Raw genomic sequence first — 26358 nt, forward strand, 5'->3', positions numbered from 1 at the left:
AAGGAAGGTGCCAGGAGGACAACGCAGAAGGCTGGCAGGGGGCGTGCAGTAAGTTCAAGAGGGCTGGTAGTCAGGGAGATTTGGCGTAGGGATCGACCATTGCGGAGCGATCCAATCCGCAAATTTTTTCTTATTGTTGCTCCTGCGTTCGGCTGCGGCGATCCGTGTGAACTCAACTTTCTTGATTTATGCCCGGATGTGGGTAGGGATCTACAAACGGTACTGGGGTGCAGGTGGATTGCTGGCCGGGCTTTGAGCCCGGGAGATGATTTGGACTTGCCGCAGGGGAGCGAGTAGAGGAGCGACAAGGATGGCTAGTTTCACCACAGAGGCCACTGATGAAAGCCAGGAGCAGGAGCGGGTGGCGGCGCTTCACTCCCTGAACTTGATGGGAACGGATCCGGAAGAACGCTTTGACCGGATTACGCGCATTGCCCGGGAACTGTTCCACGTGCCCGTGGCGGCCGTAAACCTTCTCGACGACAAAGAGCTGTTCATCAAGTCCCCCACAGTTCCCGGGGCACGGACGATGGACCGGGCTGATACGTTCTGCGACGTCACCATTTCCGGGCCTGACCTGCTGGTGGTTGAAGACGCCGCCGCTGACCCCCGCTTCGCGTCGAAGCCCGATGTCGCAGGGGGGCGCGGCGTACGTTTCTATGCAGGGCGACCGTTGACCATTAGCGGTGAACACCGCGTGGGAACGTTGTGTTTATTCGACAGCAAGAGCCGGGTATTGAGTGAGGCGGACCGGCGGGTGCTCGATGAGCTCGGCTCCTGGGCGGAAAGGGAGCTGTATGACTCCATGGACCTGGACCGCGCCCACGACGTACAGCAGGCACTCCTGCCCTCTTCCAGCCCCGGCGCTCCCTCCTACGAACTGGCAGGGATGAGCTTGCCCGCCCACAGGGTCGGAGGTGACTTCTACACCTGGAACGAAGCAGACGGCTGTCTCGACGTGACACTTGCAGACGTCATGGGTAAAGGAACAGCAGCGGCGTTGATGGCAGCCACCGTCCGGGCAGCCACCAACGCCGCCGGAACCGCGGAACCCTCCGCCGCATTCAACCACGCCTCCCAGAGCCTGGCCGAGGACCTGGACGCTACCGGCGTTTTCGCTACCGGATTCCGGTGCCGGCTGAATCTCAAAACCGGTGAACTTCGGTACGCAGACGCCGGGCACGGGCTTTCCCTCATCGTGAGCCCCGACGGCGAGTACCGGCAACTGCGCAGCCCCGGCCTGCCATTGGGTCTGGGCGGCCCCGGCAGTTGGCAAGCCAACGAGACGAAACTGCAGCCGGGCCAGGTGTTGGTGTCGTTCACCGACGGGGTCCTCGACCTCTACGACGGCACCCTCGCGGCCCTGGATGAAGTTGCCGAACTCGTCAGGCAACACCCCCATCCGTCCACTCTGATCGAAGCTCTTCGGAGACTGGCCCCAGTAAAAAACGCGATGACGACATCACCGTGATCGCCCTCCGGAGAGTGAACTGACCGGCTGCTCCACCTACGGCAGCTTCAGTGATGAATGAGTGCCGGCGAGCTCCACGTGGGCAAGGCGAGGGTTGGACGCAGCGAAGGACACCCTGTGCCACTGGGAGGCACCGGTGACAAGCCATTGCCCGGAGAATGGGCTCAAATCCGAATGAGAATCGCTCGCCACGCCTGATCAGATACAAAGTCCGTTCCCTGCGGGTACGCAGGCCGGCCGGCAAGCGAGGAGCTGTAAGAATCAGCACTCACGGGAAACCCATCAGGCTCGGGACCGGCCCGCTCCCAGTGCAGAGGCGGGCATTCCTGTTCAATGGCGCTGGACATAGCCGCTCAGGCTCTGGGCCGACTAAGGTGCTAAGGCGGTAGGCGGTGGCCTTGCCGCAGTGCTTGATCGGTGTCGGGAAGTTACTGCCAACTCGGGCAGGATTGCCATCTCGTCAGAGCGGGTAAATGCGTGCGCAGACTGGCTTCAAGTTCCGCAGCGAGGCCGTCGGCGCCGACCTTTGGCTCGAGGTCTTCAGGCTCCGTGCCGCGTCCAGCGCCCCCTACGAATCCCTGCCGTGATCGAGGAACGTCGTGTCCTCTGTGAAGCAGTAGCCAGTACTCAATGATGCAGCTCTAGCCGGTTTTAGTTATGGCAGGTGTGAAACGGCGAAGCTCCTGTGAGAGGTAGAGCGGGATTGCGGCCTGGGAAGAGAAGAAACACGACTTGCCTAGTGGCATTTCTGGCCCAGAGCCGTTCGACCTATATCTGGTTCCCAGATCGTCGTCCCTCTGCTCGAACGAATTCCTGGTCATCACAGGTAAGGATCATCTGCCCATGCCCGTCAACGTCGATCGACCTCGCTAAATCCTTCTGAATCGCGGCCGTAATCGCTTGTGGAACGAGCACCCGGCCAGGATTACCGAGAAGCCAGGCCCGTGCCTCCGAACTAAGGCTGTCCCACTCGTCTCTTAGTGCCATCGTTCATGCTCCTGCTGTTCTAACGGCGCGCAAAATCGGTTACGTCCGGATTCCCTAGGTATGGAAAGTTTAGGCTTGCAGCGCTACCGGTCCTACCTAAACGACGCGGATATTTGGCACCGAGGCACAAGAAGCCCGAGGCAATGGCAGTACGACTTGCCCGTTGTTTGTCGCCAAGGTGAAATTTGCTGATGCGACCCTTAACAGATCAATCGAGCCAACAACTCCAGTCCTGGGGTTTAGAACGGGTACATAAACGGCTGTGAACAAGGTGGTGAGCAGGGCCACTATTCGCCAGCCCGAGCCTCAATGTCAGGATCAGGGCTCCGTGCGGGCCCAGCTTCTGGCTGGTGCGACGTAAGACTGAGCCAACCCTCGTCCGGCCCTGGTGGGCGAGGTCCGCCACCGACAAACCCGTCATCGCTCAGCTCGCCTGACGGTCCCTTTCCGCTGGCTCGATTAGTTTGATCGGTCATGAGCCGAAGGCAACGTCGAAGTGCCCGGCGACCCCTACCAGGTAGAGGATGAGGACGACGAGGGAGTCGGTGCCGATGCCGAGGCGTTTCTTGTTGGGTCTGAAAAGGATGCCGAGGAGGTAGGCCAGGGTCAGCAGGATGGCCAGTGCAGTGAGGTAGATGTAGGTGGCCTTGGTCGGCCTGGGGCAGGACGGGCTTGCCGGAGATCAGCACGGCGACCATGAACAGGACGGGCAGGAAGGCGTTGCCTATGCACGTTGCCGAAGGGGGATACTCAGCGGTAACCTGAATGTGGCGAGTACGGCACCGGTTACCGGTGTCTGGAGAAGCCAGCAAGACCCCGAGCCACCCCCCCAAGGACTCGGGGTCTTCTGCTTCTCCGATCCATTCGCTAGCATGAGCGCCAGGAACTGCCCTTGCACTGGGTGTTTCTGCGCGGCAGAGGGACCTATTGGGGGGCCTCTGCCGCTTTAGTGCCTCCGTTCCACGGCGGCCCAGCTCCCGTCGCTTTGCCGAACCCACAAGGTAGTCGCGCTGCTGCCGTGGCGCTTGTCGAAGTCATCAGCGAGGGACACGGCCTCCACGGTCTCGGCTGAATCAAAGATCGTGATGTCAGCGCCGTTCGTGTATGCGAGCCGATAGGTCTCCATGCGTCAAGAATAGAGCGGCTGGCTACTCCTTGTGGTCCCGCAACCTGAAGGCGCCGTATGGGAACGGCCCGTGGTGATAAGGGCAGGTGGGGTTGCTGCAGCGGTGCGGGACCTCCACGAGTTCGAGCCCGTCATCCAAAGTGTGCTTCTCCAGAGTCCTGGTGATGACCGGCGCGCCGCACTCAGGGCAGTGAACCTCTGTCACGACAAGTGCCCCCCACACGCGGCGGGAAGGTCGACCAATATGGGATGCACAATTCCAAAGTCCACTCGGCACGGCGCTTCCCGTTAGGGCCGAAGGACCCGAATGTTACTCCTCAGTACGAACAGACCGCACGTTGCTATCGGGCAGGCCACGATCACCAGCCCGGGGCAGTCACATTCAACCGAGGAGCCCGCTCCTTGCAGGTCGCGGACCTCCGGCTTGACGGCGGATGAAGGCTGGAGAATCCGCGAGTGCCCGGGAGGCCGATAAGCGGCCGAAAGTCGCTCGCGGCGGAGACTCACGGGCAGCACGGAACGCCGCGAAGTGGCACCGCCCCGGCCGCTTCCAAGAGCCGATAGTGGTGATTCCGTCAACCTGGGGGAGCGGCGCGTTTGCCCAGATTTCCCCGGGAATGGAGCGCTTGGGAATCCGTGCGGTCCTGTGCGCGGTCAGTCGTCCAGGACGGCGCGCGCGGCCGCCGTGTCGTGAAGGTCCGGCAGGTACTTTTCCTGCTCTTCGATCTTGCGGCGGTAGAAGTCATGGGCAGCTTGTTTCGTGATTCCCAGCGCTTCGCCGATCTGGGCCCAAGTAGCGCCAGCTTCGCGGGCGGATTTCACGACATGCCAGCGCCTGGCCGTGAGCAGTTCGACGGCCTTGGCGTTGGCACGCAGCGCCTCCAGCGCTGCGACTTCTGATACCTCCGAGAGGAAATGAGCTGCCGCCTCCCGCGCCTGATCGCTGCCGGTTACGGACACTTCACGCCAGGTCTCGCCACGGTTGAAGTCTTCCCAGACTCTGAGCAGCTCGTGGACGTCACCGCCGTTGAGAGCTTGCTCGACAGACCCAGCCTCGTTGTCCATGGGGTCAAGCTAGCTTGACCCCGAGGCGCCGTCAAGAGAAGCCGGGGCCACGAAGAGAACGATCGTGGGCAGGTGAAATTGGGCTCCTTTTCGGCCTCTCCCCCTGCACAATTCGAAAGCCGATAATGGATCTTTCGTAAAGCTGCCGGAAAGGTTCGGATGCCAGCAGACAGTGACCTAGCCGGTTCGGGATTGTTGCCCATCGCAGGTTGGTCCACTGAATAAGGATTAGTCGAAGCGGAGTGACTTATAGGCGGTGTCTTTGTTCATGTTCCATCCGGCGACGAGGCCTGAACCAACCATCTGATCACTGAGGCGTGCGAGGCGGTAAGCGGGGTCGGTGTCCAGGGCGAGTTGGAGGAACTGGTGTGCTTTGCTTCCTCTGCCTTCCCACCAATTGATGTAGCCGATGGTGGTGAGGACGGGGGCTGCGTGCTCTGGGCTGGTGCGGGTGTAGGCGTGGAGGAGCAGTTGTTGTGCCCATTCAATGCGTGACCATTTCGGGGCGGCCTCGGTTTGGGCGAACAGGATGTCTTGCATGGGTTCATCCAGGCCGGGGATGTCTGCGATGAGGCGGTCGCGAATGCCGGGAAATTGCAGGTGCGCGACCAGGGCGTGGCAGTCGTCATCGCTTGGAAATGAGGTGGAGTCGAGCATGTCGGCCCAGAGTTTCCGCCCGTTCCGGACTGCTTCGCGGTCTTGCTGGTTCCTGATACTTTCCATGTGCTGTTCGACGGCCATGGCTTTGGCTGTCTCGTGCCTTGTGGTGGGGAGGGTGATTTCGTCGGTGGGTTGGATGGCGCTGCCACGGTAGCTGAATTCGGCGTTGAGGGCGCTGGTTTGGGTGTCGCTGACAGGCAGGGCGAGTTCGTGGCCCGGTTCGGCGTCGTAGGGGGAGAAGGTGTCGTCTCCGACGAAGAGGCCGTCGCGGATGGTGATGCCCTGTTCGGCGAGGACGCCGGTGAGGGCGGCGATGGTGCCGGCATGGGGTCTGGGTTGACCGGGCTGGGTGGGTTCGCTGGTGTAGACGGCAAAGAGGAGTGACGTGGCGGTCGTGTCGGACGTAAGGTAGTGGGCGACGGTTCGGGCGTAAGGGAGTTCCTGGCCGGGCTGGCGGGGCAAGTCGATGCGCAGTGTCGCGCCGACGCTGTTCTCGTTCAGGGTGATGCAGACCAGGCTTTCCTTCGGCCAGAAGCCGAGTGTGTGCCCGATGAAGCTGAGCACATCCGGTGGTGTCTTGATGGTGAGCTTTTCCATGATCCCGTTTCTTTCACCCTTGTGTTGCATGGTTGTTCTGCGGTTGTTGGTGGTGGGCGTCGTTCTGGTAGGGGACCACCCGCTGGGGTTAGGGGTCGGAGTGCAACTTGGGGTACCGGGACCGGGTTCGAAAACTTCATCCCCAGGAACTGTTTCTACTGTGAGTGTGGAGAAGTTTTCGGTTTCGGGGCCGGCGCGGTAGCGCCCTGGTTGCGCGGAGGACCCGCCCAGCGATCATGGGACCTATCAGAATGACAAGCAGCGATGGAACTTCCACTTGTCTATCGAAGCGAAGGAACGAAGCGGCATGACTTCGGCATCAGCAATGATCCGTTTGCAAGGCGCCTCGTTCGTGTTTCCGCTCGGTCAGTCCCGTCCGGCCACAGAGTTCGCACGTGTCTCGGCCGAGGGCTGTTAGCTCCCTGTCGGCTCGGGGCGCTGCCCGACGGTGGCCGTTTCCAGGAGAAGGGTGGAAGGGTGGATGCCTCCGTGAATTTCACGCCTGCCCTTTAGCACGGCAGGTATTTCTACTGCGACAGCGACAGGATTCGAATCCGAAGCCGCCACTACCAATGGTGTTGGCGTCATAGGAGCCGACCTACCGCAGCGGCAGTGCAACGGGGTAGGGTGCGCCCTAGACGACGAAGGAGTCACGAATGAGCTACAAATATCGAACTGTTCGGGTTCGCGGTACCGAGCTGGTTGGAACAATTGCCAGGAAGCATGGGGGTGCGCCTGAAATCTATGAAACGTCTAAAGACCTGAGCACATCAGTAGTTCCGGTGTTCTTCGAGGCAACGGGTGAAATCCGTTTCTTCGACAGGTCAGTGCTGGAGGATGTTGTAGCACCAGCACCCTAACCCTACCTAGGCGTACCGGGCCGGCCACGCCGGCTGAGCGCCTGGGACCCATTTCAGCGGCCAATGATGGTGTGGACAATGTCCACACCCTCGCCGTCGAAGTGGGTCGGACATCGGTTGGACTGCCCCGGATCCCGCATGTTTTCGGGGTTTCCCAAGGATTGCAAGGCCGGGCATGCAGTTCGAGTCCCACATCGGGCACAGTGTTTCCGCAGGTCAAAGGCGATTTAGCTTTGACGTGTGTACAAAGCTTGCGCTTGGGCGCCTCTGACGCTGGGGGTGCTGGCTTTAGCCTAGCTGTCGGGGAGCCTATGCAGGTGTGTGGGGTGGCGGGTTCAGTGTCCTGGCTGGTGGGCGCTCCGCCTGCTGAAATGGGCGTTAGGCTATTCCGCCTTCCGGTTCTGTCGGGTAGACCCGAGCTGGCCTACACCTATTCATGTGCCGGGAGATCGAAGACGACATGACCGCGACGATTTTCTGTGCAGGCAATTCTTCGATGCGATCGCGCCGGCCCCTGCTAGTCCCATTCCAGCCGTAGTCCTGTCAAAGATGGTGTTGACAGTGTCAACATTTACGTCTGCAGTTTTCGGCGCTTTTTGCGCTGTCCGTCGCAGCAATAAACGGCCGTCTTTTCGCGCAGCGCTAATGCCACCCTCGATCGCTAGGCCGATCCTTCAGATGCTAAAGCACGCACCACTCGAGGCACACACTCACGGCATGCGCCGGTCGACTGTCTCGAAACGCTAGGGATTCGAGCCGTATAGGTTATGAGACAAGTCAAGCCCGAATGGGAGAAGGGCATCGGCGGCCTGCCAGGGTGCGCCTGCTTCCTGCCCGGCGCTGGCTCCCTCTCGTGCGGTGATACTCACTGGCATGATTATCAACCCGGACAGGATGGCTGCCGGGAAAGCTGTTTAGCCCCCTACCGGCGGGAGGGGGTTCGGGATTAGCGCTGCCGTGCCGCTGACCATGATTCCGCCGGTGGGGGGAATGGTGACGGTCAGGAGTCCGGGCCTGCCGACGTGGCGGCCTTGCTGGATGAAAATTTTGGCCGGTGGTTCTACGAGGCCCAGGATGCGAAGGTAGCCGCCGACCGCCGCGGCGGCCGATCCTGTGGCGGGGTCCTCGGCCATCACACCGACAGGGAAGAGGTTTCTCGCTTCGAATTCCTGCTCGGCGAGCCTTTGCAGGACCGACACCGTCGTCCAGTTGTTGACGTTCATGAGCTGGCGGACGGCGTCCGGGTCGAAGTCCAAGGAATCGAAGACTTGGCGATGGGCGATGAACAACACCGGATGCCAGTTGCCTGAGTATGCGATGCGTGGTGGGAAGGCGGGATCGAGATCTTCCTCAGCGATTCTCAGCAGTCCCAGGAGCTCTGCAAGGACTCCAGCGCTGAATGTATTGATTCGGGGTTCAATGGCAGTGAACGAGGCTTTGGTCTGCACGCCCTCGCCTTCGGTCTCGATGACGACAGGACCGACGGGGGTGTCGAATGCGACGGTTCCGGCACCGATGCGTGTGCTGAGCGCAACGGCCAGTGCGATGGTGGCATGGCCGCAGAACGGTACCTCCGCGATGGGTGAGAAGTACCGGACGCGGCTGCGCCGGGGGTCGCCCCCGACAGCTGGATCAGTCACGAACGCTGTCTCCGCATATCCGACAGCGCCAGCAATGGCCTGCATAGCCGCATCGTCTAAATGCCGGGCATCCAGGACCAAACCTGCGGGATTGCCCCCCTCCGGGGTATCTGCAAAGGCGGCATATCGCAGTACTTCAGTGCTGTTCTCCATGTTGTAATCCTTCCCTGCCTCTGGGATATAGTCGACCGCCGCCAGGTCCATTGAACCCAGTCACACCCTCGTCATCTGCAAACTAGCGACACTTACCGATCAAAAAATGCCGCTACATGACGGCAAACTTAACAGCGGTGCCCTAAACGCTTCACATCAATCGGTCTCGAAACCCTAGGGATTCGAGGCATCTGGGTTATGAGACAGTGGCCGGAGTTCAGGGATTGGCAGTGTTTCGCGGGGCGGCGTCCGGCGCGGGTCGACGGCGGCCGTTATCCGGCCATGGACACCGGTGTTCGGGTTTCCTGGGGCTTCGTGGATTTGGATTGTTCGTGGGCTGGTGGCGTCTGCGGGTCGGTGGAGAGCAAGCGGGTGAGCCGGTGTGCTGTTTGAACGACGGCGGCGACGAGCTCTTCGGCTGGGATGCCGGCGATACGGTGGTTGGGAACGGTAGCCGTAACTGATCCCCTGACCATCCCGTTTATGAAAAAGGGGGCTGCTATACCGTGCGCGTCGGGGACTCTTTCGCTGTCGGTGGCGGCCCATCCTTGTGCACTTATGTGCTCCAGCTCTTCTGCTTGTATACCGGCTTTGGTCAAGGCGCTGACGGTCTGGGGCAGGTAGGCGAGGATTGCCTTGCCTGCTGCCCCAGCTGTGAGTGGTATTTCGGATCCTTCATCCAGGACGTAGCGGACGTTGCGGGCGCCGACGTGGGACCTTGCGATGTGGGCGCTTTCTTCGTCGGCGTCATAGAGGGCGAGAGTGATGGTTTCGCCGGTCTGTTCGCTGAGGGACTGGAGGTCCTCGTCAATGATTTCGGACAGCTCGTGATTGATGCCAAGTGCTGCGGACCACCGCAGCAGTGTGGGCCCAATGGTCCAGGTGCGTTCATTGGACTTTGTCATCAGCCCTACGTCGGAAGCCGATTCGGCGAGACGCCGTGTGGCCACTGACCGCGTCCCCCACAGAGTGGAAAGGTCAGGCAGTGTCAGTTCGGCCAACGGCTGGCCGCAAAACGTCGTGATAATCGCGACGATCCGGTCAATGAGGGCGGAGGATTCTGCCGGGCGCAGTGCTGGGGTTTGTACCGACGCGTGGCTGGAGCGGAGTATGCTCTCCAGTTCTTTCGCGGCTTCGCGCAGCGTTTTAGCGCCAGGAGCGATCGAAGATTCCTCGAACTCGTTGCGGGGCCTGGACAGGGAGAGTGAGCCGATGAGGTGGTCGCTGACGGTGAAGGGGACCGCGATGCCCGCGGCGTCGGGGATGTGCTGTCCGATGCTGACCACCGCGCCCACGGAAGCGTAGCTCTCCAGCGCTTTTTCGATCCGTCCGCGGCTGTCCATGGAGGCTTCGGTGTATTTCTTCAGTTCAGGGGGCAGCCCGGTCGTTCCCCGGCGGGACAGGACAGCCAAGCCTAGAGCACCGGCATGGGTTGGGACGATTGAGCCGGGGGTGAGTGTATACCGGACGGGGACGTCGGGTTCCAGCGTCGCCAGCACGAAGCACTCTTCCGGTTTCCCGGTTTCGACCGCCATCAGTGCTGTTGCCCCCGATGACTGGCTCAAGCGGGAGAGGATGCGGGAGCCCTCCGTGAACAGGGGGTGGCCCTTCTGAAGTGCTCGGGAGAGGACTTTCAGGCGTGGTCCAAGAATGTAAGCGCCAGAGGCGTCACGAGAGACAAAGCGTTCGTCCACGAGTCGGCTCAGGATGCGGTTGATTGTACTCCTGCTGGCGCTGAGTTCCTCGGCGAGCTCCCGGACGCCCCAGCCGTAGCCGGTTCGGCCGATGACGGCCTCAAGGACGGCGACGACTTCTTTTGAGCCGTCCCGCTGCGCTGCTTGCGGGTCCCGTTCCTCCATTAGGCAAGTATTTCACGACAGACGGCGCGCACCCGGAACGCGCGAGGACGGAACAGGGCCCGCTTGACAGTGGCTTGGAGCACATGCATTCTTTAATCAACCCCGAAATGAGACAGCGTCCCATTTTTCTCAATCTCGTAGACAGAGAGGTCTTCGAATGACTACCCCCACATTGGCCGCGCCGGACCTGGCACGGCGGAAAAAAGCCAAGAAGGCGACCGGCGTTGCCGCCTTCGGCACCTTCATCGAGTACTACGACTTCAGCGTCTACGGCTATGTTGCCGCGACCCTGGCGACCGTGTTCTTCCCCAGCAAGGACCCGCTCATGTCGCTGCTAGACACGTTGCTGGTCTTCGGCTCAGCGTTCGTCGTCCGCCCGCTGGGCGCCGTATTCTTCGGCCGCCTTGGCGACAAAAAAGGACGCCGCTACAGCCTGATCGCCAGCATCACCTGCATGGGCGCTGCAGCCACGCTGACCGGGCTCCTTCCGGGCTTCACGCAGATCGGCGCTTTGGCCCCCATCCTGCTGGTGATCCTGCGCATGCTGCAGGGCTTCTCCACGGGCGGTGAAATCGGCGGCGCCGCAGCGTACATCCGCGAGTGGGCCGAACCAAACAAGCGATCGCTGTACGTCTCGATGATCCCGGGCATCGCCCAGTTCGGTAAGGGCCTTGCCGCTGGTCTTGCAGCCTTGGCGGCCGCGACCATGCCGGCAGCAGCCATGAGCGACTGGGGATGGCGAATCCCATTCTTGCTCGCCCTGCCGCTGGGCATCCTTTGCCTCATCCTGCGGCTGAAGATTGAAGACAGCCCCGAATTCACAGCCATCAAGGACAAGGACACCACGGCCGAGAAGCCGTTCCGGGAAGTCCTGACCAAGTACCCGAAGGCCCTGGCCAAGGTCACCACCATCTCACTCGTCCAGAACCTCGGTACCTACATCGGCACGGTCTTCGTTGCCGTCTACTTCAGCGAAGTCCTTGGCTTCAAGAAGAGCGAAGCAGCCACCATTGTGCTGCTCGCCGTGATCTTCGCTGCGGTCCTGATCCCCTTCGCCGGACAGTTGGGCGACCACATCGGAGGCCGAAAGGTCCTGCTGTGGTCCTACATCGCCTACGCCGTCATCTCGATTCCGTCCTTTGCGCTGATGAACCAGCATTCCTTCGCGCTGGCGCTGCTCGGCCTCGGGCTTGGAATCATTCCCTACGCTCTCTGCCAGGCCGGCACCTACGGTTCCATGCTCGAGTTCTACCCGACCCGCATCCGGCACACCGGCGTTGCCTTCGGCCACAGCGTCGGGGCTGTCATCGGCGGCGGAGCGGGCCCCTACTTCGCCACCTGGCTCATCGACCAAACCGGGAACACCTTCGTCCCTGCCTTCGTCCTCGTTGCGGCCGGCCTGCTCGGACTCCTCGTCGTCGGACTCCTGGTCAAGAAGAACGACGCCACCTCAGAACACCTCTACCGATAGGCCACCCCGTTGACCAACATCTACGTCTCGGACCCCATCCACCCGGACGTCCTCACCGACATCCAAGCCACCGCCAACGTCCATCTCGGCTACGGACCGGGCAAAGTCGACTACCTCAGCGTCAGTGAAAGGATCGACGGCGTCATCCTCCGGGCCGAAAACTTCACCCGCGAGATCATCGAGGCCTCGCCCCGGCTCAAGATCATCGCCCGCCATGGTGTCGGCACGAACAACGTTGACATTCAGGCAGCAACCGAACTCGGCGTCTGGGTGACCACCACACCCGGGGCCAACAGCAACGCCGTCGCCGAGCACGTCTTCGCGCTCCTGCTCACCGAAGCCAGGAAGGTATGGGCCGCCGCGGACCGTGTCCAGGCCGGTAACTGGTCCGAAAACAAGGCCGACCTGATCGGGTTTGAACTTTCAGGACGCACGGTCGGCATCATCGGTTTCGGTGCCATCGGCAAGCGCGTCGCCGCGATCGCCAAGGGCTTCGGCATGCGGATCCTTGTTTCCGACCCGGTCACGACCACTGAGGATGCCGCAGCCGCAGGAGCGGACCTTGTCGAACTGGACACCCTTTACGACGGTTCGGACGTCATCACCCTGCACGCGCCGCTGCTACCGGGCACCCGGCATATGATCGGCGCCCGCGAGCTGAGCCTGATGAAAAACACGGCAGTGCTGATCAACACTTCACGAGGTGGTCTGATCGATGAGGACGCTCTCGTGGATGCCCTCACAGAGGGACAGATTGCTGGCGCAGCGCTGGATGTCCTCGAAGCCGAAAGCAAAGACATGAAGGACCCGCTGGCCCACACCCGCGTTCCCCTAGGAGAAGTACCAAACCTCGTCGTTACCCCGCACATAGCCGGCCAAACCCAGGAGGCGTTCCTCGAAGCCGGAACCAAATCCTGGGCCGAGGTCAAGGCGGTGCTGGCCGGCAACACACCAACCTTTCCAGTCAACGCCGACGACCTGCAAAAGCTCGCCGTCTAACCCGATCAAGGAACCACGTGTACATCAACGCCCCGGCAGACAACATCGCCGTCTACCCCGAATGGCCCCGACCCTCCCGAGACATCGTTCAGTCCCTCGCCGCTTACCCGCCGGCATTGATCGGGGACGTGCGCAAACGCATGGACATGATGTCCGCCGACATCCGCTGCCTCACACCCGGCACCCGCCTTGCCGGCACGGTCCTGCCCATCCAGACGTGGGAAGGCGACAACCTCGCCATCCACCGCGGCCTGGACGAAGCAAAACCCGGCGACGTGCTGGTCATCTCCGGTAACGGCGTCACCAACCGGTCCGTCTTCGGCGGAATCCTCGCAGAGATCTGCCTGCACAAAGGCGTCCGCGGTGTGATCATTGACGGCGCGGTCAGGGACGTCGAAGAAATGAACGACATGGGAATCGCCGTGTTCGCCCGTGCCGTTGTCCCCGCCGGTCCCTCCAAGAACGGACCGGGCTACGTCGGCAAACCAATCGCCTGCGGAAACGTTGTCTGCAACCCCGGAGACGTCGTCATCGGCGATCAGGACGGCATCGTCGTCATTCCGCAATCCGAACTCACCGAAACTCTTCAGGCCCTCCCGGGCCAGGAGAACCTCGAACGACAGATCCGCTCCCGCATAACAGAATCTGCCCCCTAGAAACACCCGTCCGACTCAAGCAGTGGCGGCGGCCCGGGCCGAACCGGACTGCCGCCATTGCTGCCTTCTGCCTCTGGAAAGCAATGACACTGAAGCCGACAACCGCCCGTAAGCACACCGAATGGTCACTCTTGGTCAACGCCCTGGTAGAAATCCGCTACAACGGCCAAGTGCTCAGAACCGGCTTCGTTGAAGACGCCATGCCGGACTCTTCCGCACTCTGGATCGCCGCCGATAGCAAGAACTCACGCTGAATGTTCGAGGCGGCTGAAGGCCACGAAGTATGGGTTACGCCCCAGGAGCTCAGCGGTGACCTCAACTACCGCATGACCGTTAGCCAAATCTTCAAAGCGGCACCACCCGATCGCACCTGTTAAACCAAGCACACGGCACCCTGCTGACCTCTACATAAATAGGACTCGTCTGCATTCTTGTGATCGCTCCGCGCCGCAGACTCAACTGTGAGGCTGTCTTGTATCCCTTGCGTTTTGAGGCAATGGGGGTTTCGAGACACCCTAGGTGCACGTAGCTACGGGCTTTGGTTTTGGAAGCACTTTCCTTCCCGCTTTGTAGTTGTGCCGTAGCCAATCGGCCGTGGCTTACGAAAGGGCCACTGTCGTCGTTGGAGCGAGACGAATAGCCCATGTCAGCGATGGACGCTTTCTGTCCGCGGTCGGATGTCTATTCCAGGCCGACAATGGATGGGGGCGGCATAGGCTCAAGCTGTTTTGCGAAGCAGATTGAAGTCGGGATGGCGTGCTCGTAGGGAGGGTAGGTTGGTATCCGCTGGTATCCAAGTTTCCGGTAAAGGGCTTCAGCTTCGGGCTGCTTGCCTCCGGTTTGGAGGATAACGCGGCGGGCGCCGGCGCGGGCGGCAATCCTCTCAAGTTCAGCCATGAGTACGGTGGCTGCGCCAGTACCTCTGGCTGCAGGGTCTGTAATGACCCTCTTGACCTCCCACTGGCCGTTCAACTGGCGAAGAGCACCGTGCGCTATGGGTTCACCGACGGCGTTGAGTACCAGCACGTTGGCAATGAAATCCTGTGGTGGCATGGACAAGGCTTCCCTGGCAGCTTCGGAAAGCTGTGGCTCTTTTTCGGTAGCGTAGCGGGCGAGAAGCTCGTTGGTTAGCAGATCCCGCAGGCGGACTGCTCTTGGGTCTTCATAGTCAACTATTTCGAGTGTCACTGCCGCTGGATTACCGGACATCTAACTCCTCTTGATGTGCGTCATGTCAACATTCGATGGTTCGTGCGGATGCAGGGGACGACCTAGGCGTGTTCAGTTTTTCGAATTTTCCTCTACTAATCCACGGGGGTCACGTCGGCCGCTGACACGAGCGGCCCCAGCATTAGGCTGCCCACTTTAAATTCCTCGCCGCATTCCGCGCAGGTCAGCACCGGTTTCAAGTTGGCCCCGCAACTGTGCCGGTAGGAGGCGCGTGGTGTCTCGTCGCGCATCCAGGTGCTGCTCCACGCTGCGAGTGATACGAGGATGGGAGCCACCTCGGCCCCTGACTTTGTGAGGTGGTACTCATGGCGCGGGGGGCGCTCAGAATATTGGATGCGCTCGATAATGCCGTGGTCTTCCAAGGTCCGTAGCCGGCTTGTCAGGATGTCACGCGAAGCACCGGTATTGAGGGCTATCTGGTCGAAACGATGGACCCCCAAGGACATTTCCCGAAGGGCCAGTAGTGCCCACCGCTCACCCAGAACCTCAAGTCCTGCTGCGATGAAGCACGCCCTAGGCCGCGACTTCGCTATATCGGTCGGATTCATGAATTCCCTGCTTTCAGTGCTTTATCCAAGCATACAAGTAAGTTGGAATTTCCAACCTACTCCACTAATCTGACTTTCGAGGGCCGCAGCATCCGCGTCGCCGCCCTGATTGAGACCAGGAGAATTCATGCCACTGCTGTCTGGCGCCGTTGCCCGCGCGCTCCTTGCATTTCCCCATCAACCGAATGCGTTGGCACGATGACGCAAAGTGCCAGCACTATTGCCGTGGCGCCGGCCACTCAGGACCCTCTCCAGTCGCCAGCGGCTAAGCCAGGAGTGCATGCTCTGAGCCGTTTTGGCATTCCATTGGGGCTGGCAGGACTGGGCGGCGGCTGGTCCGCCGCGAGGAGCTACCTCGGAGCCCCCTCTGGCCGGAGGAAATTCTCTACGCAACAGCCACAGCCATGTGGTTGGTCCTGACCGCTACGTACGTGTTCCGGGGCCTGCGGCGGAAAGGAACATTCCGTTCTGATCTCAAGCACGAGGTGGCAGGGCCTTTCGCCTCCTTCGTTCCATTGGTCGGGATCCTGCTTTCCTCCCACTACAGCCAATACCTGCCGCCTTGGGGTTCATGGGTGTGTGGCGCGTTCATCGCCGCGCTGGCCATCGTCGCAGCCCAACTCCTCGCCCACTGGGTCACTGCCGGAGTATCCATGCAGTCCATCCATCCCGGCTACCTGCTACCCGCCGTAGCCGGATCCTTTGTCGCCAGCATCGGATTCTCCATCATCCACGCCCATGATGCCGCCATAGCCACGTTTGGTGTTGGCATGTTCTTTTGGCTTCTCGTTGGAACGGTCGTCACCGTCCGGCTCATGACCGGTGGCGAACTGACACCCGCAGCCAAGCCCGGACTCACCGCATACCTGGCTGCCCCTGCAGCAGCGAATATCGCGTGGATGGTCTCACACCCCGGCCCCATGGGCGCCGTGCAGCTCGGCCTCACCGGCGTTCTGGCAATCATGACGCTCCTGCAGGTCATGCTCCTCGCCGAGTACCGCAAGCTCCGGTTCACGCCAGCTTTCTGGGTGTTTACCTTCCCCGTGGGTGCAACCACCAACTATGCCATCCGCTGGCTCGCGGCGACCAGCCTCCCGGGCCGGGAAGTTTATGCTTGGACCATTCTGGGTCTCGCAACAGCCTTCACCCTCGCCATTGCCGCCCGCACCGCAGCATCTAGAGGTAGCCGCACACAGCGAGACAAGTCCCACACTGTAAACGAAGGCGGCTGACCCTGTTTTAGGGTCGCATGGCGCGAATCGACCAGGCCCGAAGCGAGTGTAATGAACTCACCCTCCCGTCTCGTATCTCTTGGGAAACGAGACGTCGCAACGGGCGAACAGCCTCATGACCTGCACCGAACCGAAACTTGGCGCGGATCTCGGACACGCTATGGCAAGCGCGATTCTCATAACTACGTTTCATAACCTTCTGGCGAAAATCGGGTACTCATCCTTAGTTATGAGACAGGTGGGCGGGTCGCCCGGAGCCGGGAACGGGTCTCGAGTTTGAAAGAGCGTAGCCACCCAAGCGCTCGTACCGACTTGGTACCATAAAGGCATGGCTATGAATCTCCGCGTTCCTGAAGACCTCGATCGGCGGCTGGAGAAGTTGGCTGCCGAAGAACACACGTCTAAGTCCGCGCTTCTGTTGCAGGGGGCGGAGTTGGTTTTGCAGCGCCACGCGCGCCGGCGTGAAATCAGCGAGGGCCTTGATTTTGTTATGAGTCATGATGCTGAGTTGCTGAAGCGCCTTGAGGACGCGTGACCGCGTACCTGGACATTGAGGATGCGCTTCAAGTAGTCGATCGGTACGGGTTTCATATCCGTGATGTCGGCTTGTTGGCCTCGGCATTGGCCAGGCCGGCGACAACTGTCATGGGCGCGGAGGCTTATCCGGAACTAGCAGTGAAAGCGGCCGCGTTGTTGGAGTCGGTTGCCCGGTTCCATCCACTCATTGATGGAAACAAGCGGACGGCGTGGACGCTCATGGTGCTGTTGCTCTGGATCAATGGTTACCGGCACAGCTTCACCACGGGTGAGGGCTTCGACCTCGTCGTCGGAGTCGCCGCGGGCACCATCGACTTGCTGGACTCCGCCGCCCAGATTTCTGGGCATCTGGTGGCCCGGTAGTACTTCAGTGCCCCCGAAAGGGGTGTGGACAATGATGCTCCTATTGTTGTCAATGGTCGCTTGGCCACGTGCCGTGGAGGTTACCGTGGGCCGCCATTCCGGCCTCAAGGGTCGCTGCTGCGATCGCTGCGCGACGGCCTGCGGCCGGCCCTTGACCCCGGATCCTTGGCGTCCACGGTCAGGCGGGCAGCACGCGGGCCAGCAGACGGTTTGGTGTCTGGACGATTGGCCGGGGATTGGTAGTTGAGCCAGGTTTCGTAGCGTTTGTGGAGGTCGTTGTCGTGGCGGAGTCCGCGTTCCAGTCGCGACAAGGTGGTGGGCCAGGCGTGTAGGGCGTCGGCGGCTTGCTGAAGGGTCAGGTGCTTGGTAATCCGAACCGTCCGCAGTGATCCGCGGTTCGGGGCGGGTTGTGGGTGGAGGAGTTGTTCATAGATTTCCCGGGCTACGTAGCGTTTGAGGCAGCGCATGATTTCCTTGGTGCTTTTTCCTTCCTGACGTCTCCTGGCAACGTAGCTGCGGGTCCGGCTGTCGTAGCGCATCCTTACGAGGACCACGCGGTGGATGGCTTTGTTGGCCTGCCGGTCGCCTCCGCGGCTGAGCCGGTGGCGGGTCGTCTTTCCCGATGAGGCGGGGATCGGCGCGACGCCGACGAGGGCGGCGAACTTCGCTTCGGTGGTGACGCGTTCGGGGTTATCGCCCACGGTGACCAGAAGCTGGCTGGCGACGTCGGTGCCTACGCCTGGAAGGTCGCGCAGCATCGGTGCGTGGAGGGTAAGGATGGCGTCGAGTTCGGCGTCGATCAGTGCCAGTTCCTGGTGCAGGTGCCGGTAGCGGTTGGCCAGTCGTTTGAGCACCGTCGCGGTGCTGGTCAGGGGCCCGGACGGTGCCCCAGCGGGCCGTGTTTTCTCGAGTGCGGCCATCAGGGCCGGGCTCGTCATTTCCCGGTACTTGGCGCGAATGGTTTCGGGTGCGGTTATTAGGAGGGTCTTGACCTGGGCCATTACGGCCACCCGGGCACGCATGGCGGTGGCACGCTCTGCGCGCAGTACGCGCAGGGATTCCACGGCACCGTCGCGGGATTTGGGGATGGTGGCGGCGCGGCCGGCGTGCCGATTCGGCGGCCTGGAAGGCATCGAGCGGGTCGGATTTTCCCTGCAGCCGGCGTGCCTGCCGGTTGGGGCGCATGACTTCGACAACGTGAATGCCCTTACGGGTAAGCACGCGGGAAAGTTCGGCGCCATAGCTGCCCGTTCCCTCCACGCCTGCGGCGAGGACGGGACCGAAACCGGTGATGAAGTCGATGATCCCTTGGTAGCCGGCTCCCGCGGCGGGGAATTCCTTTGCGGCCAGATGCTGCCCGGTGTCGGTGATGACACCGACGTGGTGGGTATCGGCGTGAGTGTCGATCCCGGCGATGACTTTCAGATGTTCCTTTGCCATGATGAAACTGCCCTGACCTTTGCGTGTGATGAGAAAAGGGCACGCCGGCCGGGTGGGCAGACAAGACAGTAATGGGACTCTTCGGAACAGGCTCCTATTAGGTCATGTCCACCTGACCGCCGCGTTGACTGCAGCTGTGTTTCGGTGGACAGATCATTGTCAAGACAAACCCTCACAAGGGGCGCCAGCCACACTTCGAGCCACACCGCAACACAGCCAATTTCATCATTACTGTCCACACTTTTTGTCTCGGACTGGGCAGTAGACCTCCCGGACTGCTCCGGATGCCCCATGTTTTCGCCAGCTCCCAGTGTTTGCAAGGGCTGGAATGCAGTTCGAGTCCCACCTCGGGCACAGTGTTTCCGCAGGTCAAGCGGCACTTACCACTTTGTGTGTTGACAAAAACCCCCAAAGTGTTGACAGCGGCGTACCGTTTTTGATGTGGCAAGCATCCGTAAACGCACCAAAAAGGACGGAACATCGTCCTACATGGTGTTGTGGCGGGACCCGAAGAGCCGCGAGCAGCAGGGCCTGACAGTGTCCACGATCGTCGAAGCCGAGACCCTGAAGAGGCTTCTTGACGCCAACGGCCAGTCCTTCGAGATCGCGCAGCATGCGATTCTGTCGAATGAGAAACGCACGCCTACTGTGGCCGAAGTCATCCAGGAGCACATTGATCTGTTGATCCGCCCCTCAAGCGGAACCACCAAGACGTACCAGACCATGGTGGACCTTCATATCCGGAACGTTATCGGCCATGTGCCGGTGGACAAGCTGGATTACCGTCTGATCGCGCATTGGGTGAAGTCGATGATGGCCAAGGGGAAGGCGCCGAAGACCATCCATAACGTGCACGGCCTGATTTCGGCCGCCATGAATACGGCGGAGATGCTCGGTTACATCACGCGGAACCCATGCCGCGGCGTGCAGCTTCCCGGAATCGAGAAAGCCGAGGATGAGGCCATGTTCCTCACCCACGCCGAGTTCAGCCTCATCATGGAGGGCATGGGGGAGCGGTACAAGGCTTTCACCAACTTCTTGGTCATGACTGGCACCCGCTTTGGCGACGCCACCGCGTTAACCGTGGCAGACGTGGACCTTCTCTCCCAACCGCCTACCGCCCGAATCAACAAGGCGTGGAAGCGGTACGGCCAAAACCAGTTCTACATCGGGGCGACGAAGACAGGCGCCGGTAAGCGCACCATAGGACTCAACCCGGCCTTGGTGTAGCTGCTGATACCGCTGGTCGCGCGCCGGCCTGGAAAGGAACTTGTGTTCACTACGCCCAAGGGTGAGCGCATCATCCACAAGCTGTACTGGCATCACTACTGGGTCCCAGCCGTTCGAACGGCCCGAGGTAACGGCCTGACTAAGGACCTTCGGATCCACGACCTCCGCCACACTCACGCATCATGGCTAATTCAGGACGGCGTGCCCTTGTTTACCACCTCGCGCCGCATTATCCGCGTGCCCGCCTGCCTCGGTATCCCATCCCAGTAGCCGACACGCGTTGTCGCCCATGATTGCCTGGGCAAGTTCTTCTCCCGCAAGGCTTTCAGCCCAGGTGAGGATGTCTGAATACGTGTTGTCTTCGAAGCGGGTGAAAGGCCAATCGCTGCCGAAAACAAGCCGTTCGGTCGACCCTTGGTTCCGCAGACGGTTGAAGATCCGCTCCGCGTCCTCAGCTGACGACCGGTAGGGGGCGGAGAACTTCACCCACACGTGCTCCTTCGCCGCCAGCTCAACAACACTGTCCACGCCTTCCATTTGGGTTGGATCCGGGAGCCCGAAATGGTCGATGACGAGCTTTGAAGGCCATTCATCAACTACGGGATTGAGGTCCCGCCACTGCCGGGGCGTTGCCTGGATCTCAACATGCCATCCATGCCGGGCCAATGTTGTTGCTGCTTGCTGCCATGTCTTGGTGCCGAGGTCAGGGATCTGCTGACCGATGAGATTCAGGCGTATGCCGCGGACGCCGCCCCGGGTGAGTGCATCAACCTTGACCTCCGCGAGCTCGACTTCCGGCCGCTTGCCCGGAACGACTATCACGCCGCGCAGTCTATCGGGGGCCGCTGCGAGGGCAGCCAGCAGATAACTGTTATCTGTTCCAAGAAAGCTTGGTTGTACCAGGACGCCGCGATCCATGCCGTTGGCGGTAAGAGTCTTTAGGTACTCATCCAAACGGGCTGGGTAGGACGGAACATATCTCGCCGACCTGATCGTGGGCAGTCCTGGCTCGAAGATGTGCGCGTGCGTATCGATACGCGGGAAACCTCTCATGATCCAACTCTAACCCAGACCTGTAAACCTTTAAAGGAGTAGACATATATAGGAATTTTGGATAACGTGTGAGGCATGGCACATCCTTCTGACTTCACCACCCGGGGCGACCAGCGCCTGCCGCTGCATGTTCGTGTAAAAGACGACCTCGTGCGGCGGGTACGTGCCAACGAGTGGTCCTCGGACGCGCCTCTACCGCCTGAATCGGCATTGGCGGAACAATATGGCATCTCCGTCGGAACTCTTCGCCGCGTCCTGTCGGAATTGTCAGCTGAAGGGCTCCTGGAACGCCATCAAGGCCGGGGAACGTTCGTCCGCCGCGCTACCTTTCAGCATTCCCTGTTCCGCTTCTTCCGCATGCAGGGAAGCAGCGGACAAACCCCGGGCAGCCGCATCCTCGCCAGCGACACCATCGAGGCTCCCGCTGACATCGCCCAGGTCCTCCATGTCGGGAGCCGGTCCAAAGCCCTTCACATGGAACGACTCCGCCTTTGGGACGACACACCATTCCTCCTCGAAGACATCTGGCTCCCACTCCCGTGGTTCCAGGCCGTGGCAGATGCCGACCCACAAACTCTCGGCAACCTGCTCTACCCCGAATACGAAACCAGGGTTGGCGTCATCATCGGCGCAGCCACCGAAGAATTGTCCGTCACGCAAGCAACCTCCCACCAAGCCAACCTTTTGAACTGCGCCATTGCTGAACCGCTGGTCAAAATCATCCGGATTGCCCGCACCCATACAGGCGACGTCGCCGAGTACCGCGAGTCCTACGGCTTGGCCTCCTCATTTCGCTATCAAGTGGAGATCAACTGATCATGCAAGAAATCGTGGCCGTTTCAGGCCTTATTCTCATCTTTGCCCTCGCCATGTGGCGCAACATCAACATGGGCGCCGTCGCCCTGGTTGCCGCCTTCCTGCTCGGCTCTCTCTACTTCGGTCAAAGCGCCGCAGACATCGCCAGCGGCTTTCCCGGAAGCCTGCTGATCACCCTCCTTGGCGTGACCTACCTCTTCGGAATGGCCCGGGCCAACGGAACTATCGACCAAATCGTCGGAGCAGCCGTAGGGGCCGTGCGGGGCCGGGTCGCTCTGGTTCCCTGGGTCTTCTTCGTCCTTGCCGCAATCATCACCGGCTCCGGCGCGCTCACAGCCGCGACCAACGCGATCCTTATTCCCGTGGCCCTGGCATTCGCCCAGCGATACAGAATCAATCCCCTGCTCGTCGGTTTGTCCATCATCAATGGCACCAACGCCGGCGGCTTCTCGCCGATCGCCGTCTACTTCAACATCGTCAACGGTGTGCTTGCTAAGTCTGGCATCACGATTGACGCCGGCCAGCTCTTCCTGTGGACCTTCGTCGCCAACGTCCTGATCAACATCGTGGCATTTCTTCTGCTCGGAGGCCCCGAGCTGGTGCGCCGCGGAAACCGGGAAGAAACCGCCGACACCACCACGTCGTTCCTCAGCGGGGGGACGGCCACCATCGTCAAAACCCATACCTGGACAACCCAAAAAGTCGTCACCGTTGTCCTGATGGTCGGCATCCTCGTCGGTGCACTCGGGTTCCAGCTGGACGTAGGGTTCCTCGCGTTGGCTGCCGCTGTTGTTCTGTCTTCCCTTTACCCGAAGAACTCCAAAGAGGCGCTCAGCCACATCGGGTGGAACGTGATCCTGCTCATCGGCGGAATCGTCACCTACATCACCATGCTGGAGAAGGCCGGAGTCATCAAGCAACTGGCGAACTCCGTTTCCGGTGTGGGTACCCCGCTGATCGCAGCCCTGATGATCCTGCTCGTCGCCGGAGTGGTATCCGCCTTCGCCTCCACCAACGCAATGTTCGTTGTTCTCGTTCCGCTGGCCGCGCCCCTCATGACAACCGGAGCCATTGGGGTCATGGGCTTTGTCATCGCACTGTGCATAGCGGCCTCCGCAGTCGATTCAAGCCCCTTCTCCACCGGCGGAGCCCTCGTCGTGGCCAACACAGAAGAAGAAAAGAGGGACCGGACCTTCAAAGGCATGATGGTTTGGGGAATGAGCATGATCCTCGTCGCCCCGCTGCTTGCCTGGGCCACTTTCGTCCTCATCTAGCTACAGATGCAGATGGCCTCCACGGATAATCCTGGAGGCCATCTGCACGTTAACGGCCGAGCCGCGATCCGCGGACCACCAGACGGTACGGCCGGGCACGGAACAACCTGCTGACATCAGCCGGCTACGACGTCGCCAGGACGTTGGCGTAGGACTGACGTTTCGTTCCCAATACAAAGGGATGCGGCAAGAGATATCCGGGCTAATGTCTGCGAGATCACCACACCAGCGAGGAAGGGGCCGGTCGAGGTCAATACCGCAGCGTAATCGGCATCGCGTAACTCGAGATCGGACCTCATCCTCAGAGATCCAACACGTCAGGTTGGGGTGTAGCCCAGGCGGGCCGTTCTCGATCAAGGGACCCCTCGCCTTTGTCCTCCAGCTGCGGTGCCTGGCCGCTTAGTTCGGCGGCGCTACGTAGCGGTCGGTGAAGCGGCCCTCGTCGTTGAGCAGATGCCCCTGTCTTTTGGACGTGCGCAGTATGATTTGCCGTCTGATTTTGGCGCCGGTCTGCGACAGCGAGTCGATCTTCGCCTCCAGCACGTGCAGCACGCCCAAATTTCGCAGCCACACGTCGAAGGTGAGGTTGGCTAGTCCCGCGGCTGTTCCGACATACCGGACCTCCGGGTGGGTGGTCAGCGCGGACGCCACTGCGCTGAGCTGGCGAGGTGGGACGTCCATGAAGTACCAGATGTGCACCGGCCAGCCGGACCAGACGTTGACCACATCGGTACGCAACGTGAACTGCTGGCTGTGCAGCAGCACTGCAACGGCGTCGTGGATCTTCTGCTCGCTGACCCCTAGGTCGCGCGCCAGCACGGCGGCAGGTGTGCGGGCGTTCTGTCCAAGCGCGGCCATGAGGGCGACGCGAAACTGGGGGTCCAGCGCCCGTGCGGCTCTGGCGCGGGGCGGTTGCGGGCCGCCGATCCGCGCGGCCTCCTCCGGATCCAGTGCCCGGAGGTTCCATCGTTCTCCGGACTTCAGCGCCGATGTAGCCATGTGCGCCCGTACGTCCCGGACGCCGGGCAGCGATGGCAGGGTTTCGAGCAGCAGTGTCGCTAGTGCGGATTCGCTGGGTGCGAGGAGTGTTGCGATAAGGCAGGTGCCCGAGGCTGTGGCATCCAGGGTCAGCGCCATGGGGAGTTCGGATAGGACGGCCGTGGCCATGGCGAGTGAGCCCGGCTCGAGATCGATCTCGGCGAAGGCCAGGTTGCGGCTGGTGCTGATCCACGAGGGGTGGCCGATGGTTCTGACCAGCCCGGCGTCGTGCAGCCGTGCGTAACGCCGGGCGAGGGCTGCTGGGCTGACAGACAATGCCCGTGACAATTCGCTCCACGGCGCCCGGGGAGAAATCTGAAGTGCGTGAATCAGTCGCGCGTCCATATCAGAGATCGAGTTGTCCTTCATTAGGAAACCAATTTTCACAGATTCTGCCTCATTTACCTACCGGAAACGGCTTGTTGCGAAAGTCACTTCACGAATCCATCCGCTAAGGAACGGGTTCCATCCAGTCCACTTTTAGACATCTCACTTCGTTGGGTGTTCCTCACACTTTGCAAGGGAGCAAACATGGCTGTTGCAGCTGTCGATCCCAATTCCACAGATATAACCCCCCTCATCCACCACCCGGTCCTTTGGGCCGCAGCCGCGGGTGTCTTCGCGGTAGTTATCCTCCAGTCGGTCATCTACTTCAAGGCCATCCGGAAAGCGGCACCGGCGGTGGGGCTGACCCCCGCCCAGGTCAGCAGTTCGGTTCGCTCCGGGGCGGTGGCGGCCATCGGACCCTCACTCGCCGTCGCGCTGATAGCCGTTTCCTTATTGCCGCTGTTCGGTACCCCGGCGGTGCTCGCCCGAATCGGACTGGTTGGCTCGGCCGCCTTCGACGTTGCCGCTGCGGGGATCTCTGCCGGTACGCAGGGCGCCCAGTTGGGCGGACCCACCTACACCCAGAAGATTTTCGCTCTCGCCTTCGCCGCCATGACCATCGGCGGCCTCGCCTGGATGCTGTCTGCATTGATCCTTACACCCATTCTGAGCAAGGGGGACGCGAAACTTCGCAAAGTTAACCCAGCGGTCATGGCCATTGTCCCCACGGCGGCGCTACTGGGCGCTTTCTTCACGCTCGCCTTCACGGAAGTGATCAAGTCTCCTGCCCACCTTGTGACCATGCTCGCCTCGGCGGCGGCCATGGGTGCTTGCCTCTTGCTGGCACACAGGCTTGGGCTCCCATGGCTGCGCGAATGGGGCCTGGGGCTCTCGATCGTCGTGGCACTCGCAACCGCCTACTTCATGACTACAGCCTGAAACCCACGAAAGGAGCCACACCAATGTCCACAAAGACTTCAGCCGACACACCGCCAGGACTTGCCGCATTTGATCGCACCACTTCCATCTGGGGGCCCATCACTCTGGCGCTCGGGCTGGTCATTTCCCTGGCTGCATCCCTGTATGCTGCTTTCGGCTCGGGAATAGGCATCACGGGGGCGGAGTTAGTGACCGCCGTCGTGGCCGTACTAGCGACCTTTGGCATCATCGCCGTTATCGAGCCGGTCTCCTATTTCCCGATCCTGGGGCGCTCTGCCATGTACCAGGCATTCCTGATCGGCAACATCGCCAACAAGCTACTCCCGGCAGCCGTCATGGCCCAAGCCAACCTTGGCGAACGGCCGGGCACCCGCCGGGCCGAACTCATTGCCGGGAGTGCCATCATCGGCGCCGTGTTAGTCCACATCACCACCCTGATCCTCTTTGTAGGCGTCTTGGGAACCTGGCTTGTGGGGATGCTTCCCGCACCCCTTGTTGCCACGGCCCGCGGCTATATCCTGCCCGCAGTCTTCGGTGCCGTGGTTCTGCAAAGCGTGATGGCCTTGAAGAGCCGCCGCACCACTATCGTGGCCGTGATCACCGCCGCCCTCATCGTCTTTGTGGTGGTTCCGCTTGTTCCGGCGCTGACTTACTACGCCACTGCACTTGCCGTGATTATCACCATCGCCGTCTCTTGGTTTGCCCGGGCAAAAATGCCGCCGGCTCCCGCTGCAAGCCCCGGTGAAGCGGTCCCGCCCATGCAGATCTCTGAACCCACCCGCTGAAA

Annotated in this window: 25 protein-coding genes and 1 pseudogene; 15 read left to right on the forward strand and 11 right to left on the reverse strand. The window is 61.2% G+C overall.

The genetic code is table 11. The annotated features are described in order from the left end of the window. Positions 1-310 precede the first annotated feature (310 nt). On the forward strand, positions 311-1471 hold the full coding sequence (locus tag AB0280_RS01135) for a PP2C family protein-serine/threonine phosphatase (protein WP_366366037.1): 1161 nt from the start codon (positions 311-313) through the stop codon (positions 1469-1471). Positions 1472-3404: 1933 nt separating this feature from the next. Here AB0280_RS01135 and AB0280_RS01140 read toward each other — a convergent pair. The 3 genes from AB0280_RS01140 to AB0280_RS01150 all read right to left on the reverse strand — a co-directional run bounded on the left by AB0280_RS01140 (position 3405) and on the right by AB0280_RS01150 (position 5906). After that, positions 3405-3584, reverse strand: a complete 180-nt coding sequence (locus AB0280_RS01140) for a hypothetical protein (protein WP_307493426.1) — start codon at positions 3582-3584, stop codon at positions 3405-3407. A 654-nt stretch (positions 3585-4238) separates the two neighbouring features. Then, a complete protein-coding gene (locus AB0280_RS01145) occupies positions 4239-4649 on the reverse strand; it encodes a hypothetical protein (protein WP_307493427.1) in 411 nt (136 codons plus the stop codon). Positions 4650-4877: 228 nt separating this feature from the next. Then, positions 4878-5906: a DUF4192 domain-containing protein gene (locus AB0280_RS01150; RefSeq protein WP_366366038.1), complete on the reverse strand. Its 1029-nt coding sequence runs from the start codon at positions 5904-5906 to the stop codon at positions 4878-4880. 656 nt (positions 5907-6562) lie between these two features. Between AB0280_RS01150 and AB0280_RS01155 the strand changes: the two genes are divergently transcribed. Further along, on the forward strand, positions 6563-6766 hold the full coding sequence (locus tag AB0280_RS01155; RefSeq protein ID WP_307493431.1) for a hypothetical protein: 204 nt from the start codon (positions 6563-6565) through the stop codon (positions 6764-6766). Positions 6767-7680: 914 nt separating this feature from the next. On the opposite strand, the gene AB0280_RS01160 is transcribed toward AB0280_RS01155, so the two are convergent. Then, positions 7681-8610: a PhzF family phenazine biosynthesis protein gene (locus tag AB0280_RS01160; protein ID WP_307493433.1), complete on the reverse strand. Its 930-nt coding sequence runs from the start codon at positions 8608-8610 to the stop codon at positions 7681-7683. Between the two features lie 221 nt (positions 8611-8831). Then, positions 8832-10418, reverse strand: coding sequence for an IclR family transcriptional regulator (locus AB0280_RS01165; protein ID WP_307493435.1), 1587 nt, complete (start codon positions 10416-10418; stop codon positions 8832-8834). A 157-nt stretch (positions 10419-10575) separates the two neighbouring features. On the opposite strand from AB0280_RS01165, the gene AB0280_RS01170 reads away from it, so the two are divergent. From AB0280_RS01170 to AB0280_RS01185, 4 genes are all read left to right on the forward strand, one after another. Next, complete coding sequence (locus tag AB0280_RS01170; protein ID WP_307493437.1) at positions 10576-11889, forward strand: MFS transporter; 1314 nt, start codon at positions 10576-10578, stop codon at positions 11887-11889. Between the two features lie 9 nt (positions 11890-11898). Further along, positions 11899-12888 (forward strand): hydroxyacid dehydrogenase, encoded by a 990-nt coding sequence (locus AB0280_RS01175; RefSeq protein ID WP_307493439.1) that lies wholly within the window; start codon positions 11899-11901, stop codon positions 12886-12888. A gap of 17 nt (positions 12889-12905) precedes the next feature. Beyond that, positions 12906-13544 carry an RraA family protein gene (locus tag AB0280_RS01180; RefSeq protein WP_307493441.1) on the forward strand — a complete coding sequence of 213 codons (639 nt, stop codon included), beginning with the start codon at positions 12906-12908 and terminating at the stop codon, positions 13542-13544. An 83-nt stretch (positions 13545-13627) separates the two neighbouring features. Further along, entirely contained in the window at positions 13628-13798 is a 171-nt protein-coding gene (locus AB0280_RS01185; protein WP_307493443.1) for a hypothetical protein, read from the forward strand. A gap of 427 nt (positions 13799-14225) precedes the next feature. Here AB0280_RS01185 and AB0280_RS01190 read toward each other — a convergent pair whose 3' ends face one another. Beyond that, positions 14226-14732, reverse strand: coding sequence for a GNAT family N-acetyltransferase (locus AB0280_RS01190; RefSeq protein ID WP_307493445.1), 507 nt, complete (start codon positions 14730-14732; stop codon positions 14226-14228). A 116-nt stretch (positions 14733-14848) separates the two neighbouring features. Then, positions 14849-15322, reverse strand: a complete 474-nt coding sequence (locus AB0280_RS01195) for a winged helix-turn-helix transcriptional regulator (protein ID WP_307493447.1) — start codon at positions 15320-15322, stop codon at positions 14849-14851. Between the two features lie 404 nt (positions 15323-15726). Here AB0280_RS01195 and AB0280_RS01200 point away from each other — a divergent pair, with 404 nt between their 5' ends. From AB0280_RS01200 to AB0280_RS01210, 3 genes are all read left to right on the forward strand, one after another. After that, the gene (locus AB0280_RS01200) at positions 15727-16554 is read left to right on the forward strand and encodes a TDT family transporter (protein ID WP_366366039.1); all 828 of its coding nucleotides are present in this window, start codon (positions 15727-15729) and stop codon (positions 16552-16554) included. A 328-nt stretch (positions 16555-16882) separates the two neighbouring features. Beyond that, complete coding sequence (locus AB0280_RS01205) at positions 16883-17089, forward strand: ribbon-helix-helix protein, CopG family (protein WP_240685144.1); 207 nt, start codon at positions 16883-16885, stop codon at positions 17087-17089. Further along, entirely contained in the window at positions 17086-17454 is a 369-nt protein-coding gene (locus tag AB0280_RS01210; RefSeq protein ID WP_307493453.1) for a type II toxin-antitoxin system death-on-curing family toxin, read from the forward strand. Before AB0280_RS01205 ends, AB0280_RS01210 begins: the two co-directional genes overlap by 4 nt. Before the next feature lie 104 nt (positions 17455-17558). On the opposite strand, the gene AB0280_RS01215 is transcribed toward AB0280_RS01210, so the two are convergent. Both AB0280_RS01215 and AB0280_RS01220 read right to left on the reverse strand, forming a co-directional pair. After that, positions 17559-18518: a transposase gene (locus AB0280_RS01215; RefSeq protein WP_366366040.1), complete on the reverse strand. Its 960-nt coding sequence runs from the start codon at positions 18516-18518 to the stop codon at positions 17559-17561. Positions 18519-18597: 79 nt separating this feature from the next. Continuing rightward, positions 18598-18894, reverse strand: a pseudogene (locus AB0280_RS01220) (IS110 family transposase); the annotation flags it as partial. 441 nt (positions 18895-19335) lie between these two features. Between AB0280_RS01220 and AB0280_RS01225 the strand changes: the two are divergent. Beyond that, positions 19336-20124, forward strand: coding sequence for a tyrosine-type recombinase/integrase (locus AB0280_RS01225; protein ID WP_366366041.1), 789 nt, complete (start codon positions 19336-19338; stop codon positions 20122-20124). A gap of 42 nt (positions 20125-20166) precedes the next feature. After that, positions 20167-20394, forward strand: coding sequence for a hypothetical protein (locus AB0280_RS01230; RefSeq protein ID WP_366366042.1), 228 nt, complete (start codon positions 20167-20169; stop codon positions 20392-20394). Here AB0280_RS01230 and AB0280_RS01235 read toward each other — a convergent pair. Then, on the reverse strand, positions 20311-21177 hold the full coding sequence (locus AB0280_RS01235) for an amidohydrolase family protein (RefSeq protein ID WP_307493136.1): 867 nt from the start codon (positions 21175-21177) through the stop codon (positions 20311-20313). The two genes, AB0280_RS01230 and AB0280_RS01235, sit on opposite strands and share 84 nt — an antisense overlap. Before the next feature lie 75 nt (positions 21178-21252). Between AB0280_RS01235 and AB0280_RS01240 the strand changes: the two genes are divergently transcribed. After that, positions 21253-21993: a GntR family transcriptional regulator gene (locus tag AB0280_RS01240; RefSeq protein WP_307493134.1), complete on the forward strand. Its 741-nt coding sequence runs from the start codon at positions 21253-21255 to the stop codon at positions 21991-21993. Between the two features lie 2 nt (positions 21994-21995). Continuing rightward, complete coding sequence (locus tag AB0280_RS01245; RefSeq protein ID WP_307493132.1) at positions 21996-23267, forward strand: SLC13 family permease; 1272 nt, start codon at positions 21996-21998, stop codon at positions 23265-23267. A 399-nt stretch (positions 23268-23666) separates the two neighbouring features. On the opposite strand, the gene AB0280_RS01250 is transcribed toward AB0280_RS01245, so the two are convergent. Continuing rightward, complete coding sequence (locus AB0280_RS01250; protein WP_366366043.1) at positions 23667-24674, reverse strand: Lrp/AsnC family transcriptional regulator; 1008 nt, start codon at positions 24672-24674, stop codon at positions 23667-23669. Positions 24675-24836: 162 nt separating this feature from the next. Here AB0280_RS01250 and AB0280_RS01255 point away from each other — a divergent pair, with 162 nt between their 5' ends. Together AB0280_RS01255 and AB0280_RS01260 are read left to right on the forward strand one after the other, a co-directional pair. After that, a complete protein-coding gene (locus AB0280_RS01255; RefSeq protein ID WP_366366044.1) occupies positions 24837-25571 on the forward strand; it encodes a DUF5058 family protein in 735 nt (244 codons plus the stop codon). 23 nt (positions 25572-25594) lie between these two features. After that, positions 25595-26356, forward strand: coding sequence for a hypothetical protein (locus AB0280_RS01260; RefSeq protein WP_366366045.1), 762 nt, complete (start codon positions 25595-25597; stop codon positions 26354-26356). Positions 26357-26358: the final 2 nt, after the last annotated feature.

Source organism: Pseudarthrobacter sp. 902506025, from assembly GCF_040702325.1.
Taxonomy (GTDB): Bacteria; Actinomycetota; Actinomycetes; order Actinomycetales; family Micrococcaceae; genus Arthrobacter.

Coding starts and splice junctions, on each gene's coding strand:
- AB0280_RS01135 (WP_366366037.1), top strand. CDS start 311: ATGGCTAGTTTCACCACAGAGGCCACTGATGAAAGCCAGGAGCAGGAG.
- AB0280_RS01140 (WP_307493426.1), bottom strand. CDS start 3,584: ATGGAGACCTATCGGCTCGCATACACGAACGGCGCTGACATCACGATC.
- AB0280_RS01145 (WP_307493427.1), bottom strand. CDS start 4,649: ATGGACAACGAGGCTGGGTCTGTCGAGCAAGCTCTCAACGGCGGTGAC.
- AB0280_RS01150 (WP_366366038.1), bottom strand. CDS start 5,906: ATGGAAAAGCTCACCATCAAGACACCACCGGATGTGCTCAGCTTCATC.
- AB0280_RS01155 (WP_307493431.1), top strand. CDS start 6,563: ATGAGCTACAAATATCGAACTGTTCGGGTTCGCGGTACCGAGCTGGTT.
- AB0280_RS01160 (WP_307493433.1), bottom strand. CDS start 8,610: ATGGACCTGGCGGCGGTCGACTATATCCCAGAGGCAGGGAAGGATTAC.
- AB0280_RS01165 (WP_307493435.1), bottom strand. CDS start 10,418: ATGGAGGAACGGGACCCGCAAGCAGCGCAGCGGGACGGCTCAAAAGAA.
- AB0280_RS01170 (WP_307493437.1), top strand. CDS start 10,576: ATGACTACCCCCACATTGGCCGCGCCGGACCTGGCACGGCGGAAAAAA.
- AB0280_RS01185 (WP_307493443.1), top strand. CDS start 13,628: ATGACACTGAAGCCGACAACCGCCCGTAAGCACACCGAATGGTCACTC.
- AB0280_RS01195 (WP_307493447.1), bottom strand. CDS start 15,322: ATGAATCCGACCGATATAGCGAAGTCGCGGCCTAGGGCGTGCTTCATC.
- AB0280_RS01200 (WP_366366039.1), top strand. CDS start 15,727: ATGTGGTTGGTCCTGACCGCTACGTACGTGTTCCGGGGCCTGCGGCGG.
- AB0280_RS01205 (WP_240685144.1), top strand. CDS start 16,883: ATGGCTATGAATCTCCGCGTTCCTGAAGACCTCGATCGGCGGCTGGAG.
- AB0280_RS01235 (WP_307493136.1), bottom strand. CDS start 21,177: ATGAGAGGTTTCCCGCGTATCGATACGCACGCGCACATCTTCGAGCCA.
- AB0280_RS01240 (WP_307493134.1), top strand. CDS start 21,253: ATGGCACATCCTTCTGACTTCACCACCCGGGGCGACCAGCGCCTGCCG.
- AB0280_RS01245 (WP_307493132.1), top strand. CDS start 21,996: ATGCAAGAAATCGTGGCCGTTTCAGGCCTTATTCTCATCTTTGCCCTC.
- AB0280_RS01250 (WP_366366043.1), bottom strand. CDS start 24,674: ATGAAGGACAACTCGATCTCTGATATGGACGCGCGACTGATTCACGCA.
- AB0280_RS01255 (WP_366366044.1), top strand. CDS start 24,837: ATGGCTGTTGCAGCTGTCGATCCCAATTCCACAGATATAACCCCCCTC.
- AB0280_RS01260 (WP_366366045.1), top strand. CDS start 25,595: ATGTCCACAAAGACTTCAGCCGACACACCGCCAGGACTTGCCGCATTT.